This window comes from Neobacillus niacini (assembly GCF_019749295.1).
Lineage (GTDB): Bacteria > Bacillota > Bacilli > Bacillales > Cytobacillaceae > Neobacillus > Neobacillus niacini_D.
Map to the genome: position 1 here is coordinate 157,074 of NZ_JACWFG010000006.1, position 15,171 is coordinate 172,244.

The window sequence follows — 15,171 nt, forward strand, 5'->3', positions numbered from 1 at the left end:
GAGGCATTCAAATCGGTTTTTTATATACTAATTAGACGCAACTTCCGTAAAGATTTCAGGTGCCAAGTTTAAGTGGGAACGCAATTGGTCTGAAAGGGATTGTCTCGTTTCATCCTCGACCATGTAATACCATACTTCCCCAACAAAACCGCCTTCACCTTCTATTTCAAGCTTGTCAATCATATCTGCGGCAGGTCTATAGGCAGATTGCATATCGATGATTTCATTTAAAGTCAGGTTTGTTTTAATATTATTTTCTAAAGCATCCAGGATATCATCGTAATTGGTAAGGGTAGATAATGATTTACCCTTTTGGATGATTTTTGAGATTACTTCACGCTGACGTTCTCCACGTCCGATATCCCCTCGAGGATCTTGTTTTCTCATTCGGGCATATGCAAGGGTTTCAGTACCATTTAAATGCTGCGGACCCTCTTCTAACGTAATTCCATCCAATTCAAATGCATATTGGTTATCTACATCAATACCATTAACTGCGTCTACAACGTCCTTAAATCCTTCCATATTTATTTCCACATAATAATCAATGGGAATATTTAAGAAGTTTTCAACGGTTGCGATGCTCATCTCAATTCCGCCAAACGCATAGGCATGATTAATTTTATCTCTGGATGAGTCTTCTGGATCTTCAGGGTCAATTAATTCCGTACGTGTATCCCGTGGAATACTTAATATTTTAGTAGATTTCATTTCAGGGTTAACTGTCAGAACCATCATGGAGTCCGTTCGGCCATTGTCTCCCTCACGTTCATCAATCCCGACAATTAGAATGGAGATGGGATCTTTTTTGGTAAACTCGACTTTTTCTTCCCGTTTTTCAGATACCTCTCTGGCTATCGGTTTGTTCATGTTATCAACAGCACTTGCGACATCGTTGTATACATTAAAGAAATATAGTCCGCCGCCGGCCAATAGGACAAAAAAGGTAAATAGAAAAAATAAGAACCCTTTTTTTAACTTCCTTTTCTTCTTTTTTCTTATTCTAGTATTATTCATATATAGTATCCTCCTACTATTGAAGGTAATAAATTTTTTGGGAAAAACAGTCAGAAAGCCATAGAATAAATTATAAACCCGAACATAAAGAACTTCAACTGTAAATCCTAATATCTAGCTAAAAAGTTACAAATAGCGACAGGAAACTGATATAATTGAGTTTTGGGAATAACCTATAGAATATGAGTTTTGTTGAAACTTGTATTTATATTGGGAAAACAGAACTATTTGCATTTCAGATATATAGACGTAAACTTTATTAAGTTGTTACATAAAAGTCCTTTATGGATGAAAATTTGAACTCTTCATCACATTTTGTATAATAGAGTCAATACATTCTTGAAAAGGCAATTGAAACTTTTTTATATAGGAAAGAAGGAACTTATTATGCTAAAAAATGTATTAATTACCGGTGGGGCAGGATTTATCGGAAGCAGCTTAGCCTTAAAATTATTGGATAAAGGGTATGAGGTAACAGTCCTTGATAATTTATCTCCGCAGATTCATGGAGAAGAGGGGACATCATCAGAGTTATTCTTAAAAATTAGAGATAAAGTTACCTTTATTAAAGGTGATGTCGTTAATAGTGATGACTGGAGAAAAGCTTTAAAGGGACAAGATGTCGTTGTTCATTTAGCTGCTGAAACAGGTACTGGTCAATCCATGTATGAAATTAATAAATATATTGATGTCAATGTGAAGGGAACTTCAAATTTATTAGATATTCTTACAAATGAAGAACATCAAGTCAAAAAGATTGTTGTGGCAGCTTCAAGGGCGATCTACGGTGAAGGAATGTATCATTGCACCGAACATGGAACAGTTTTCCCTGTTGAAAGAACAGAAGCAGACATGAGTAAAGGTGACTTCGAAGTAAAATGCCCAATTTGTAACACAGACGTAGAAGTTATGGCTACAACAGAAGAAACCAAGATTCACCCTACTTCAGTTTATGGAATTACCAAACAAGTTCAAGAGCAAATGTGTATGGTGGTTGGGAAATCCTTGAATATTCCTGTGGTTGGATACCGTTATCAAAATGTGTATGGTCCAGGTCAATCGTTAAAAAACCCATATACAGGAATTCTTTCTATTTTCTCAACGATTATCAAAAATAACAATAACATAAACATTTTCGAGGACGGTCTAGAATCAAGAGACTTCGTATTTATTGATGATATTGTAGATGCAACCATTCTTGGAATTGAGAAGGAAGAAGCAAACTTTGAAAGCTTCAATGTAGGGACAGGTGTGCCTACAACCGTTATTGAAGTGGCAAATGTCTTGAAGGAAAAATATCAGTCTAATACTGAAATCCAGATAAGCGGCAATTTCCGATTAGGTGATATCAGACATAATTTTGCAGATTTGACTAAAATTAATGAGAAATTAGGGTTTACACCAAAAGTAAGCTTTGAAGAAGGTATCAGTAAATTTGTTGATTGGGTCAACCAGCAAGAAGTAGTTGAAGACCGTTACCAAAAATCAATTGAAGAAATGAAGAAAAAAGGATTATACAAGTAATGAATGGCTTGCTAAAAAATAAAAAGATTTTGTTTTTATGTCCTTTATTTTTTAATTATCACAAAAAATTAATGCGTGCGATGGAAGTAATGGGGGCGGATGTCGATTACTTTGACGAACGCCCATCCAACACATTTCTTTCAAAGGCATTATTACGAATCAATCGTAATTTTGTTACTGTACAAATTAAAAAGCATTATGAAGAAATTACATCAAACATCGAGGGCAAAAAGTATGATTACGTATTTATTTGCCAGGCTGAAGCGACACCTAAGTCTTTTTTAAAAGATGTCAGGGAAATGAATCCCAACGCCAGATTAGTGCTTATGCTATGGGACTCAGTTGCAAATAAGGTGAATACGCTGGAGAAATTAGACTTGTTTGATGAGGTCTTTTCATTTGATAAAAAGGATTGCGAACAATTTGGGCTGACGTTCAGGCCATTGTTTTTTGACAAGGAATACGAAGAGCTTGCAAATGATGAATCAGAGCTTGTATACGATTTATTTTTTGTTGGTACCGTTCATAGTGATCGTTATTTAATACTAAACGAAGTTAGACGACAATTTGAAAAAAATAACTTTAACGTTTTTTACTATTTATATATCCCAAGTAAAATTATGTATTATCAACGAAAACTCTTTTCAAGTGAATTAAAAGGCAGTGAAATCACAGACTTTTCTTTTGTTGGATTGCCAAGTGAACAATTAACAGCGAAATTAAAACAATCCAGGGCTGTTGTTGACATTCAGCATCCAAAACAAACAGGTCTAACAATGAGAACGATTGAAATGCTGGGTGCTAATAAAAAAGTCATTACTACGAATACAGATATTAAACATTATGATTTTTATCATCCGAATAATATTTGTATAGTTGACCGGGACAAAGTGCAGATCCCAACGGAATTTATGGAAACTCCTTATGTACCAGTTGCGGACCAAGTAAAAGAAAGATACTCGGTAAACTACTTTGTACTAGATATACTGGGATTAACCCCAAAAAACGGTCATGAATTTTATGTAGAAAAAAGTGGTGGTGGAGAACAATGAAGGTTTCTGTAGCAATGGCCACTTATAATGGAGAAAAGTATCTGGAGCAGCAAATTGATAGTATTCTAATGCAGTTAGGCAAAGAAGATGAATTGATCATTTCTGATGACCATTCAAATGACCAAACGCTTACGATTATTAAAAGATACATGAAAGATGACACCCGTGTGAAGTTGTTCCTGAATGAAGAAAAAGGTGTGACTTCAAATTTTGAGAATGCGATTAAACGTACGCAAAATGAGATTATCTTTTTAAGTGATCAGGATGATATCTGGAAGCCAGAAAAGGTCAAAACGGTGAAGGATTACTATCAGAAGAATCACAGTATCCAAATGATTATGTCAGATATCACGGTTGTTGATAATCAGTTGAACACTACTATCGACTCATTTTATGCGTTTAGGGGAAGCCGTGCGGGCGTTCTCAAGAATATCATAAAAAATAGTTATATTGGTTGTGCTATGTCCTTTAGAAAAGAATTAAAGCCCAAAATACTCCCTATTCCCAGGAATGTACCTATGCATGATATGTGGATAGGCTTAGTGGCTGATATGAATAAGGCTGCGTTATTGATACCAGAAAAATTAATCTACTATCGCAGACACGATGCGACAGTCACAAGCGTCGAAAATACTTCTTCTTTAAAAGAAAAAATACTATGGAGATTCCAAATATCTTCGTTACTCTTAAAAGCACTTATAAAAAATAATTAATGAGCAAAGTATGTTTTCCGAATCGGGAAGCATACTTTTTTCTTTTTATGTAAAGAATTGATAACCATGCAGCAACAATTTCGCGGACATTAATTCTGATGGAGTTTGATTTTAATGAGTAAAGAACAATTTAATAAAATATTCTTAATAACTGCTGTAAATGGAATTCTTTCTATGCTTATTTTATTTTTATATAAAATGATTCGATATAGCTTTCATATTGTTCCCTTCCTTGAATCCATGCATGAGATAACAAAAAGGATAGGCTTATCCCTCCTCCTTATATTTTTACTATTACTTTTAAGTGTAAAATTTCAATTAAAGTTATATTTATATATTAAGAAACAGAGGCCATGGGCAGTTACGATACTAAAAATAGTGTTTATTTTGCTTATATCCTTGATCGCCTCATTAGTGGTAAATTATTATTTTCAATACTTTCAACATTTAAGGGATTCTGACCTAACTGCACAGTGGATTATTTCCAATCCCACTATCTATTTTGCGGGAGTGTTATACTTATTTCTCCTATTTCTATTGGTCTTTGCAGTTATTGGGAATATCTACATTAGTACTTTCCTCACAGGGCTTTTCTTAATAGTAATTGGTTTTATTCACTACAATAAACTAAATATTCGTGTGGAACCCCTATATCCATTTGATTTCAAACAGTTTTCACAAATGAAAGATGTCATCCCCATGATTTCTGAATATATTTCATTGAAACAATTGATTGTGTTTTTATTATTGGTTTTTGTGATGATCGTGCTGCTGACTTTCTTGAAAAATATTAGAATGGGCCTCTTGACTAGAGGTCTAATCTTAGCAGTTACACTCATCATGCTGTATTCCTATACCAACTTCCCCAAAACATTTATGAAATCTTTTGTGGAAAAAAGTAAGATTACAATCGTTAAATGGAATCCCATTGATAACTATCGGATAAATGGTTTTCTTTTTGGATTTATTTCAAACTTTCAGAATAACAGCTATAAAAAGCCTGAAGGATATTCAAAGCAAAAGGTTATTGAGACTGCACAGAAATACATAGGCCAATCGGATGAAAAATTCATTGCCCCCGATGCAAAACCTAATATTATTTACATCATGAGTGAGTCCTTTTGGGACCCCTCCAGACTTGAAAATCTCAAGTTCAGCGGGGATCCTATTCCGCACCTTCGTAAGCTAATGACGGAACATCCGTCAGGGAATGTTCTTTCTCCTGTGTTTGGAGGGGCAACAGCGAACGTTGAATTTGAGGCATTAACAGGCTTTTCAACATCATTTTTAAATCCTGGTGTTATTCCCTACCAAGAAATGATTGACAAGAAAACCTTTATTCCTTCTATTGTCAGCGATTTGGAGGGAAAGGGGTATAATACTCTTGCCATTCATCCTTTTAATGGGGTATTTTATAAACGAAATGTTGTCTATAACATATTTGGTTTTGATCAATTTCTAGATCAAGAAACAATGAAACATAATGAGCGAGAGCCAGGCCGGGTTATTACAGATTTATCATTGACCAATGAAATATTGGACCATATAAAAGAACAAAAGGAGCCTCTTTTTATTCATTCGGTATCGATGCAGAATCATATGCCATACAATGCAGGCGCATATGAGGAAAACAAAATTCAGATTTCAGGCTTATCTCCGGAATCCACAACAATGCTTGAAGTTTATACGGAAGGTATTCGCAGGTCAGATGAGGCACTAAAATTGCTGGCAGATGAATTACAAAAAATAAATGAACCAACAGTCGTGGTGTTTTGGGGGGACCATCTTCCCATACTAGGGGCAAATAGGGCACTTTATAAAGAAGCTGGATATGATGATGTTAACTCTGATGTAAATAAATATAAATATGCTGAAACACCACTCTTAATTTATTCGAATTTTAAAATGGAACAAGAGCGATATGAATTTATTAGTCCATTTTATATAGCGCCCATTCTCTATGATTTGATTGGGTTGGAAAAACCTTTATTCTATCACTTGTTAAATCAGCTAAGAGAACAGAATGATATTCGTGCCCTAAAAGGTGATATCATTATGGGAAGTAACCACAAGTTTATTACAAATCCAGCAAAAGCTCAAAATCAACTATTGGAAGATTACAAATTGCTCCAGTATGATTTATTGATGGGGAAACAGTATAGTTTAGATCTGTTATATCCTAAATGAGCCCACATAGCAAAAAGCCATTCTCTCGTTCTTTTTTTGAGGATGGCTTTTTAATTTTCTTCATTCCAACTGCCCAAATGGAAAAATAAGTGATACTAATTCCATTGAGATAATGCTATAATTTTTCCTGTATGTTTAAGAGAAAGACACTTTACGTTTTTGTAATAGCGTTATTTCACTAGTAAATCACGCTGTATTTTATATAAGCCTTAGGATAACAATAATCTTGATTAATAGGTGGGATGCTTAGTGTTTCTAAAAGGCAACAATATTGAACACTTCATTGCGAATAGAAAAAACAATTTAGATATTATCAGGTTTTTTGCGGCATCATTGGTTCTGTTTTCCCATGCCTACCCATTAACAACAGGTAATAATGGATCTGAGCCGTTTGCGATTCTAACCAATGGAGAAATGACATTTGGGGAATTAGCGGTAGCAATCTTTTTTATCATTAGTGGATTTCTAATTACACAGAGCTTCGACCGTTCAAGAAACCCGATTAATTATTTCAAAGCAAGAAGCTTGCGAATCTTTCCAGGCCTTATCTTTTGTGTATTATTGTCCATCTTTTTACTAGGTCCAATTTTGACAGAATTAAGCGTTAAAGACTATTTCGCCAACAGAGAAACGTACGATTACTTAAAGACGATAACACTATATTGGCTGCAATATGATTTGCCAGGAATGTTCCCTGAGAATATCTGGCCGGGAGCTGTAAATGGTTCATTGTGGACATTATGGTATGAGTTTTTCTTTTATATCGTAGTTGCCGTTTTAGGTGTAACAAGAATGCTTGATAAGAGAATTGTCTTGTTTGGATTTATCTTAGCTACTGCACTTTATTTTCTAGGCAGAGGGGCATTCTACACTGATTTATTCCGTTACTTTGGTGCGGGAATGGTATTTTATCTTTACAGAAAACACATTAAATTAAATGGCTTTACCGCGTTACTTTCACTTATAATACTCATTTTAACGGCGAGAAATGGTTACTTTGAATATTCACTATCCGTGGCAGGCACTTATCTTATTTTTTATTTCGCATTTGCTTCAAAGCTTAAGTTTTATGACTTCGGTAAATATGGTGATTTTTCATATGGTATCTATATTTACGCATTTCCGATTCAGCAAATCATGACCCAAGCTTTTAACAATCAGATCACACCGTTAGAAAATTTCTTGTTATCCTTCCCGGTTACGTTGATCATAGCTATTATTTCTTGGCACATGATTGAAAAACAAGCATTAAAATATAAAAAAGCATCACTCAAAACTATATTCCAGAAAAAGAAAATTTACGTAGAGAATTCTATTAATTCAAATGCTAACTGAAAATAGAAGCAATCCTTACATTGGTAATGCGTAAATGCTAGGGGAGGTACTATGAATAGGTTTGAAAAAGTATTACTAATCATTTTATTTGTTGAGTTATTTGTCGGCGGGGGAGGAAGGCTCATTGATTTTGGTGTTCTCTCGATACGACAGGTGTTATTTTTACTGCTCTTACTAACATTTGTTTACCGAATTATTAAGGACAAAGCACTTTTTAATAAAAATGTTAATACGCTAATCAGATTTAATCCTGTTACAATAGGGGTTTATGCACTGATAGCTTGGTTTGTTGTAAGTGCAGCCATTGGATTTATCAATAACCATCCTGTTTCGATTATCGTTATGGATTTCTTAAGGGTTTCCTATGTGGCTCTATATTTCCCGTTAGCCTACTATATTTCAAGTGAACGATTTTCTCTTACACGGATTATTACGCTCTTAAAGTATAGTGCGCTTGCTGTTGCGATATTTACTATCACAGTTGACCTGCTTGGGAAAACGGTTTTTGCTGCTGATTTTTATCCTTTCTATGTATTTATGAACACAATTATGAATGATGACCTATTTTTTAGACCAAGCAACAGCGTTTTCTATAAGAGTCATTTCTTTGTGCTAATTGCGCTCGTTCTATCGCTTAATGGGTTATTAAATAAAAACTATCGGAAGCTTGATATTGCACTTGTGATTTTGTCTTCCATTTCCATTCTATGGTCAGAAACACGAGGCTTTTTACTTGCCTTTATGCTTAGTGTGTTAATGATCATTATCTTGGATGTTAAGGTCATTGTTGATCCTATAAAAGGGATAGCAAGTAAAGTTAAAAAATTACTTCAATCTCAACAATTTATTAAAAAGTTTGCTATGTGTGTGATTGTACTTGTTGCCGTACCTTTTATGTATAAATACATGACACTTGAAAGGTTTGAGGTTGCAACAGTTCAACACTCGCCTAATGATGCAGAGGTGGAACCACCAGCCGAAGTGAATGATGTCAGTGTTAATGCGAGGATGGAATTTATTGTAGCTTCAAAAGATATTTTAGTACAGCCAGTAAATCTTATCTTTGGCACAGGGTATGGTTCAGATGTTGCCGGCAGAACAGACGGATTAGAAATGAGTTTTCTCGATATTTTAGTGGAACAAGGACTTATTGGGTTGGCAATTTGGTGCTTCTTGTTTTTAATTATATACCTTAACTATTACAATGCTTATAAGAAGGGGCAAAAGCTGACAACCTTAGAAATTTCCCTGTTAGCAGCCTTTATGGGTATATTACTGCTAACCAATATCAATCCATTCATTAATAATCCAATTGGAATCAGTTTCTTTCTTATTATGCTTGTCGTATCACAAACAAAGAAAGAACAGAGTGCAAGTGAGGAGTTACAATGAAGGTAACCATGGTAGTCGTTTTGTACAAGCTTAAACCCGAAGAAAGTAAAACCTTTCATACACTTAAGCAGATAATGAATTCAACAAATAGTCCCTTAAAAGATATCGAGCTAATTTTATATGATAACAGTCCGGCTAAACATGATTTTACTCCCCCTCAGATTGAGGGGATACATATAACGTATTACCATGATCCGCGTAATTTAGGAATCGCTTCAGCCTATAACTATGCGTGGTCGGCGGCAAAAGAGAATAACAGTCAATGGCTCCTGCTGCTCGATCATGATACAGAATTAACGCTGGAATATTTTAAGTCAATTCTAACCATCAAAGATGTTCCTGAGAATGTGTCTGCAGTTGTTCCAAAAATTAATAGTGAAAATACAATGATTTCACCCGTTTACAGCAATTCCCTTCGTCCGTTAAAGGAAGAAAGGCCAACTCCTGGGGTTCAGAACCAGCCAGTTATGGCGATTAATTCGGGTGCATTAATTTCAGTTGCATTTCTAGATGAGATAAATGGTTTTAATCAGGATTTTGCTCTAGACTACCTAGATCATTGGCTATTTTTTAAGATATATGAAAAGGGCCGAAAGGTTTATCTGATGGATGTTGAATTAGAGCATGAATTATCCGTTATGGATTATACAAGAGTTTCGCTGCAGCGTTATCAAAGCATTTTGAATTCTGAAGTGAACTTTTATCAAAACTTTAAAACTGACTTGCTGCCGAAATACCGAATTCAATTAGTCAAACGTTTTTTCAAACAATTACTTACCGTTAAAAATAAGGAAATAGCGAAGCAAACCCTAAAGAAGGTTTTTTCACTATAAAGGTGAGGAACACAATAACTTTTAAAAAAAGTGATATCTTTTTCATAGAAGATATCCTTTTTCTATGGAACAACATATTTCAAAGAATATATGGGAATATTTTAAAAAACGCCCGTATTCAAATTCGTCATTCTGTTAAAAATATAACTTTTTTCTAACAATCATGTTAATGTTTGTCTTTTATAGACAACCTTCTTTATAATGGGGAATGGAAAACTTGTCAGGTTTTGTAGAAATGGATTAAAAAAGTAAAAAATGAGTAAATAGGAGGGGTTTACGTGAAAGGTATTATTTTGGCAGGCGGAAGCGGGACAAGACTTTATCCTTTAACGAAAGTAGTTTCAAAACAATTATTACCTGTTTATGACAAACCAATGATTTATTATCCACTATCAGTGCTAATGTTAGCTGGCATAAAGGATATCTTGATTATCTCTACACCTGAGGATACAGAAAGATTCGAACAGATTTTAGGTGATGGCTCTGATTTAGGAATGAACTTTACATATAAAATTCAACCACATCCTGGCGGGTTAGCTCAAGCGTTTATCTTAGGTGATGAATTTATTGGTGATGATAACGTTGCGCTCGTACTAGGAGATAACATCTTCTATGGTCATGGCTTAACGGAGCATTTGAAAAAAGCTGCCGCACGGGAAACGGGAGCAACGGTTTTTGGTTATTACGTAAATGATCCAGAACGTTTTGGTGTAGTTGAATTTGATGAAGAAGGAAAAGCAGTATCGATTGAAGAAAAGCCTGCAGTACCTAAATCGAATTATGCGGTAACTGGACTATATTTCTATGATAATCGTGTTGTTAATATCGCAAAAAGCATCTCTCCTTCACCACGCGGTGAATTAGAAATTACAGACATTAATAAGGCATACTTAGAGATGGGTGAACTAAATGTTGAGCTTCTTGGACGAGGTTATGCCTGGTTAGATACGGGTACCCATGCATCATTGCTCGAGGCTGGTCAATTTATTGAAACAGTTGAAAAAAGACAATCTTTAAAAATCGCATGTTTAGAAGAGATTGCTTACAAGATGGGCTATATATCAAAGGAAAAGCTATTAGAGCTTGCAGAGCCTTTAAAGAAGAATCAATATGGTGAATACTTGGTGAAAATTGCGAGTCAAGGAAAGTAAACAAGAAGTGAGGTAGTAAGATGAGAATTATTGATACAAAAATACCTGATTTAAAGATTTTAGAGCCGAAGGTTTTTGGCGACCATCGTGGTTATTTTATGGAAAGCTATAATAAAGATTTATTTGAGTCACTGGGCTTACATTATGATTTTGTACAGGATAATCAATCGTTATCAGCTGCTGTTGGTACACTGCGCGGTTTACATTTCCAATTGAATCCTAAAGCGCAGACAAAGGTTGTCCGCTGTGTAACAGGAGCTATTTATGATGTAGCTGTTGATATTCGTAAAGGTTCACCAACCTATGGGCAATGGGTGGGGGTTATTTTAAGCGAGCATAATAAGCGTCAGCTTGTCGTTCCAAAGGGATTTGCTCACGGCTTTTGTACAATCGTTCCTGATACGACTGTTGCCTATAAAGTAGATGAGTATTATTCACCTGAGCATGATGGCGGAATTCTTTGGAATGATCCTGAATTAGGAATTGATTGGCCGACTGAAAATCCAATTCTTTCTGATAAAGATACGAAGCACCCAACCTTAAGTGCTGCAGCTCATCTAAATTTTGTGTACGAAAAATAGGAGGCATATTTTACTATGAAGTTATTAGTTACAGGCGGTGCTGGCTTTATTGGCAGTAACTTTGTCCGTTATATGGTTAATAAATATCCTGAATACACCATCGTTAACCTAGATTTGTTGACGTATGCTGGAAATCTTGAAAATCTTAAAGATATTGAAAATGCAGCTAACTATAAATTCGTCCGTGGAGATATCGCGGACCGTGAATTTATTAATGGCCTTTTCAAAGAAGAGAAGTTTGATTATGTGTTGAACTTTGCAGCTGAATCTCATGTAGACCGCAGCATCACGGATCCTGGTATCTTTGTACAAACTAATATTCAAGGTACTTTGGCTTTACTTGATGCAGCAAAAACATTCGGTGTTACGAAATACCTTCAAGTTTCAACGGATGAGGTCTATGGTACTTTGGGTGAGACAGGCTATTTCACAGAAGAAACACCTCTTGCTGCAAACAGCCCTTATAGTGCTAGTAAGGCAGGAGCTGACATGCTCGTTCGTGCATACCATGAGACATTCGGTCTGCCTGTAAATATTACACGCTGCTCTAATAACTACGGACCGTTCCATTTTCCTGAAAAGCTTATTCCATTGATGATTATCAATGCTTTGCATGATAAGGAACTTCCAATCTATGGAGATGGCTTAAACATTCGGGACTGGCTGCATGTGGAGGACCATTGTCAGGCGATTGATTTGGTTCTTCATAAAGGACGTAATGGTGAAGTCTACAATGTAGGCGGAAATAATGAACGTACAAATATTGAAATTGTTAAAACGATCCTACAGCATCTAAATAAACCAGAATCATTAATGAAATTTGTTACGGACCGTCCGGGACATGATCGCCGTTATGCGATTGATGCCACAAAGCTTCGTACAGAGCTTGGATGGTCTCCAAAATATAATTTCGATACAGGTATTGACCAGACCATTAATTGGTATCTCAATAATCGTGAATGGTGGGAAAATATCATTTCTGGTGAATACCAAGATTATGTGAAATCTCAATATGGCGATAGATTAGAGGTAGAATAAATGAAGGTTGTTGTTACCGGTGCTGCAGGTCAGCTTGGCCAGGATGTACTTTTGGAGCTGGAGCGAAGAAATCATCAAGGTGTTGGAGCGGACCGGCAGCAATTAGATATTACGATAGAAGAAAATGTGATTGCATATATAAATGAAATGAAGCCCGACATTATTCTGAATTGTGCGGCATACACGAATGTGGATGCAGCTGAGGAGAATGAAGAGGATGCTTACCTTATCAATGCGATTGGTACGGAAAACCTGGCGAAGGCTGCTAAACAGATTGGTGCAAAATTGCTGCATGTTAGTACAGATTATGTTTTTGATGGTACCGCTTCTGTGCCCTATGAGGTTGATGAACCTACAAAACCGCTTGGTGCGTATGGAAGAACGAAACTGGCTGGTGAACAGCTTCTTCAAAAGCATTTAGACGAGTTTTTTATTGTCCGTACGGCTTGGGTATATGGGGTGTATGGGAATAATTTCGTTAAAACCATGATTCGTCTTGGTAAAGAGCGTGGCGAAGTCGGTGTTGTACACGATCAGGTTGGATCTCCAACCTATACAGTCGATCTAGCCAAGTTCATGGTTGAATTAATGGAAACTGATAAATATGGAATTTATCATGCCACTAACAGTGGTGTTTGCTCATGGTATGAATTTGCAGTAGAAATCTTTAAACAGGCAAAAATGGATGTTCAGGTTAACCCGTTAACAAGTGAACAATTTCCACGTCCTGCGGCACGTCCTAAATATTCAGTGTTAAGCAAGAAAATGATTGAAAAGCAAGGGTTAACACCGCTTCGTGATTGGAAAGAAGCTCTTGCGGCCTATTTATCACAATCAAATAACTAATTGTTTAATACCCCTTTTAAAGGGGTATTTTCTGTTATAGGGAAAAATTAATTATGAACAAAAGAACAATTATGTAACTTATTCTTTCAGGTAGACGTCTATATGAATGGAAATTAAATGTTGTAATTTGTCAGACATGTGAAGGGTTTTTCAAGTTAGGTATTCGCTTACATTCATATTACATTGGTGTTATCATCTTTTGCATTTATATTGCAATCCTATTAAAGGGAGATAATTGTCGGAAATCCTAGTTTATTTCTATTTGTGACTATGCTATAATCCATTAGGATACGTTATATCGACTTCATACAAACTATTAAAGTAATAAAAATATAGATACGTAAAACTTGGAGGGGCATATGCTTTATATTACTCTAGCTATCTGTTTTTTTGCGTCCATACTACTTACGCCGCTAGTTAAAAAATTTGCTTTTAAAATAGGAGCAACAGATAAACCTAATCAAAGAAAAGTTCACTCGCGTATTATGCCTCGACTTGGGGGATTAGCGATATTTATAAGCTTTATCATCGGGACACTTATTACTAAACCTAATACCTTAATGTATGGAGAATTCCATTGGTCCATAATGATCGGTGCTGCCATCATCATCTTAACGGGCATGGTGGATGATGTGAAGGAAATCTCCCCTAAAGTAAAACTGCTTGGTCAAATTGCTGCAGCTGCTGTTGTTGTGATTTATGGCGGTTTGAAAGTGGAATTCATTAATCTTCCTTTCGGCGGTGTTATTGACTTTGGATACTTAAGCATCCCAATGACAATGATATGGATTATCGGGATTACCAATGCAATCAATCTTATCGATGGTTTAGATGGGTTAGCAGGCGGTGTTTCGTCCATCGCGTTATTTTCAATTGCAGGAATGTCCATGGTCATGGGGAATCAATATGTTACGATTATGGCGTTAATTGTCGCTGCAAGTACGATAGGTTTCCTATTGTATAACTTTCATCCAGCAAAGATTTTTATGGGCGATACCGGTGCCTTGTTCTTGGGATATCTGATTGCTGTATTATCACTATTAGGTTATAAAAATGTAACATTTATTTCATTGATTATCCCTGTTATTATTCTCGGTGTGCCAATTTCGGATACGTTCTTTGCGATTATTCGGAGGTTCGTAAACAAACAGCCGTTATCAGCACCAGACAAATCACATCTTCATCACTGCTTGTTGAAAATAGGATTTACTCATAGGCAAACGGTTTTATTAATTTATGCAATGGCTGCATTGTTCGGCTTAGCTGCGTTTGTTTTTTCACAATCAACCGTTTGGGGCTCAATCATTGTCATATTCTCTCTTTTAATAACAATAGAGCTCGTTGTAGAAAGCATTGGACTTATCCGTGAGGATTATAAGCCACTCTTAAAGTTCCTTAAGGGCCTTAAGCCGGCTAATGTGAAAAATAGATAATACTAGATTTATAGAAAGCCTAAAACATTGTTTTAGGCTTTTTTTATTTACAAAACTTAATAAAGATAA

Annotated in this window: 13 protein-coding genes; 12 read left to right on the plus strand and 1 reads right to left on the minus strand. The window is 35.7% G+C overall.

The window, feature by feature from the left end; all coding sequences use genetic code 11:
- Positions 1–27 precede the first annotated feature (27 nt).
- On the minus strand, positions 28–1,017 hold the full coding sequence (locus H0184_RS10635) for an LCP family glycopolymer transferase (RefSeq protein ID WP_221824238.1): 990 nt from the start codon (positions 1,015–1,017) through the stop codon (positions 28–30).
- A gap of 387 nt (positions 1,018–1,404) precedes the next feature.
- Here H0184_RS10635 and H0184_RS10640 point away from each other — a divergent pair, with 387 nt between their 5' ends.
- The 12 genes from H0184_RS10640 to H0184_RS10695 all read left to right on the plus strand — a co-directional run bounded on the left by H0184_RS10640 (position 1,405) and on the right by H0184_RS10695 (position 15,102).
- On the plus strand, positions 1,405–2,541 hold the full coding sequence (locus H0184_RS10640) for an SDR family NAD(P)-dependent oxidoreductase (protein ID WP_221824241.1): 1,137 nt from the start codon (positions 1,405–1,407) through the stop codon (positions 2,539–2,541).
- Positions 2,541–3,593 (plus strand): WaaS/CpsH family glycosyltransferase, encoded by a 1,053-nt coding sequence (locus H0184_RS10645; protein WP_221824243.1) that lies wholly within the window; start codon positions 2,541–2,543, stop codon positions 3,591–3,593. Before H0184_RS10640 ends, H0184_RS10645 begins: the two co-directional genes overlap by 1 nt.
- Complete coding sequence (locus H0184_RS10650) at positions 3,590–4,306, plus strand: glycosyltransferase family 2 protein (RefSeq protein WP_221824245.1); 717 nt, start codon at positions 3,590–3,592, stop codon at positions 4,304–4,306. Before H0184_RS10645 ends, H0184_RS10650 begins: the two co-directional genes overlap by 4 nt.
- A 114-nt stretch (positions 4,307–4,420) precedes the next feature.
- On the plus strand, positions 4,421–6,493 hold the full coding sequence (locus tag H0184_RS10655; protein WP_221824247.1) for an LTA synthase family protein: 2,073 nt from the start codon (positions 4,421–4,423) through the stop codon (positions 6,491–6,493).
- Between the two features lie 249 nt (positions 6,494–6,742).
- Entirely contained in the window at positions 6,743–7,828 is a 1,086-nt protein-coding gene (locus tag H0184_RS10660; RefSeq protein WP_221824249.1) for an acyltransferase family protein, read from the plus strand.
- A 51-nt stretch (positions 7,829–7,879) separates the two neighbouring features.
- On the plus strand, positions 7,880–9,220 hold the full coding sequence (locus H0184_RS10665; RefSeq protein ID WP_221824251.1) for an O-antigen ligase family protein: 1,341 nt from the start codon (positions 7,880–7,882) through the stop codon (positions 9,218–9,220).
- A complete protein-coding gene (locus tag H0184_RS10670) occupies positions 9,217–10,053 on the plus strand; it encodes a glycosyltransferase (RefSeq protein ID WP_221824252.1) in 837 nt (278 codons plus the stop codon). The genes H0184_RS10665 and H0184_RS10670 overlap by 4 nt, the downstream gene beginning before the upstream one ends.
- A 278-nt stretch (positions 10,054–10,331) precedes the next feature.
- Positions 10,332–11,204: a glucose-1-phosphate thymidylyltransferase RfbA gene (gene rfbA, locus H0184_RS10675; RefSeq protein WP_221824254.1), complete on the plus strand. Its 873-nt coding sequence runs from the start codon at positions 10,332–10,334 to the stop codon at positions 11,202–11,204.
- A 20-nt stretch (positions 11,205–11,224) separates the two neighbouring features.
- On the plus strand, positions 11,225–11,785 hold the full coding sequence (rfbC, locus tag H0184_RS10680) for a dTDP-4-dehydrorhamnose 3,5-epimerase (RefSeq protein ID WP_221824256.1): 561 nt from the start codon (positions 11,225–11,227) through the stop codon (positions 11,783–11,785).
- Between the two features lie 15 nt (positions 11,786–11,800).
- Complete coding sequence (gene rfbB, locus H0184_RS10685; RefSeq protein ID WP_221824257.1) at positions 11,801–12,823, plus strand: dTDP-glucose 4,6-dehydratase; 1,023 nt, start codon at positions 11,801–11,803, stop codon at positions 12,821–12,823.
- Positions 12,824–13,669, plus strand: a complete 846-nt coding sequence (gene rfbD / locus H0184_RS10690; protein ID WP_221824259.1) for a dTDP-4-dehydrorhamnose reductase — start codon at positions 12,824–12,826, stop codon at positions 13,667–13,669.
- Between the two features lie 359 nt (positions 13,670–14,028).
- The gene (locus tag H0184_RS10695) at positions 14,029–15,102 is read left to right on the plus strand and encodes a glycosyltransferase family 4 protein (RefSeq protein ID WP_221824260.1); all 1,074 of its coding nucleotides are present in this window, start codon (positions 14,029–14,031) and stop codon (positions 15,100–15,102) included.
- The last annotated feature ends 69 nt before the right edge of the window (positions 15,103–15,171 follow it).

Coding starts and splice junctions, on each gene's coding strand:
- H0184_RS10635 (WP_221824238.1), bottom strand. CDS start 1,017: ATGAATAATACTAGAATAAGAAAAAAGAAGAAAAGGAAGTTAAAAAAA.
- H0184_RS10640 (WP_221824241.1), top strand. CDS start 1,405: ATGCTAAAAAATGTATTAATTACCGGTGGGGCAGGATTTATCGGAAGC.
- H0184_RS10645 (WP_221824243.1), top strand. CDS start 2,541: ATGAATGGCTTGCTAAAAAATAAAAAGATTTTGTTTTTATGTCCTTTA.
- H0184_RS10650 (WP_221824245.1), top strand. CDS start 3,590: ATGAAGGTTTCTGTAGCAATGGCCACTTATAATGGAGAAAAGTATCTG.
- H0184_RS10655 (WP_221824247.1), top strand. CDS start 4,421: ATGAGTAAAGAACAATTTAATAAAATATTCTTAATAACTGCTGTAAAT.
- H0184_RS10665 (WP_221824251.1), top strand. CDS start 7,880: ATGAATAGGTTTGAAAAAGTATTACTAATCATTTTATTTGTTGAGTTA.
- H0184_RS10670 (WP_221824252.1), top strand. CDS start 9,217: ATGAAGGTAACCATGGTAGTCGTTTTGTACAAGCTTAAACCCGAAGAA.
- rfbC (WP_221824256.1), top strand. CDS start 11,225: ATGAGAATTATTGATACAAAAATACCTGATTTAAAGATTTTAGAGCCG.
- rfbB (WP_221824257.1), top strand. CDS start 11,801: ATGAAGTTATTAGTTACAGGCGGTGCTGGCTTTATTGGCAGTAACTTT.
- rfbD (WP_221824259.1), top strand. CDS start 12,824: ATGAAGGTTGTTGTTACCGGTGCTGCAGGTCAGCTTGGCCAGGATGTA.
- H0184_RS10695 (WP_221824260.1), top strand. CDS start 14,029: ATGCTTTATATTACTCTAGCTATCTGTTTTTTTGCGTCCATACTACTT.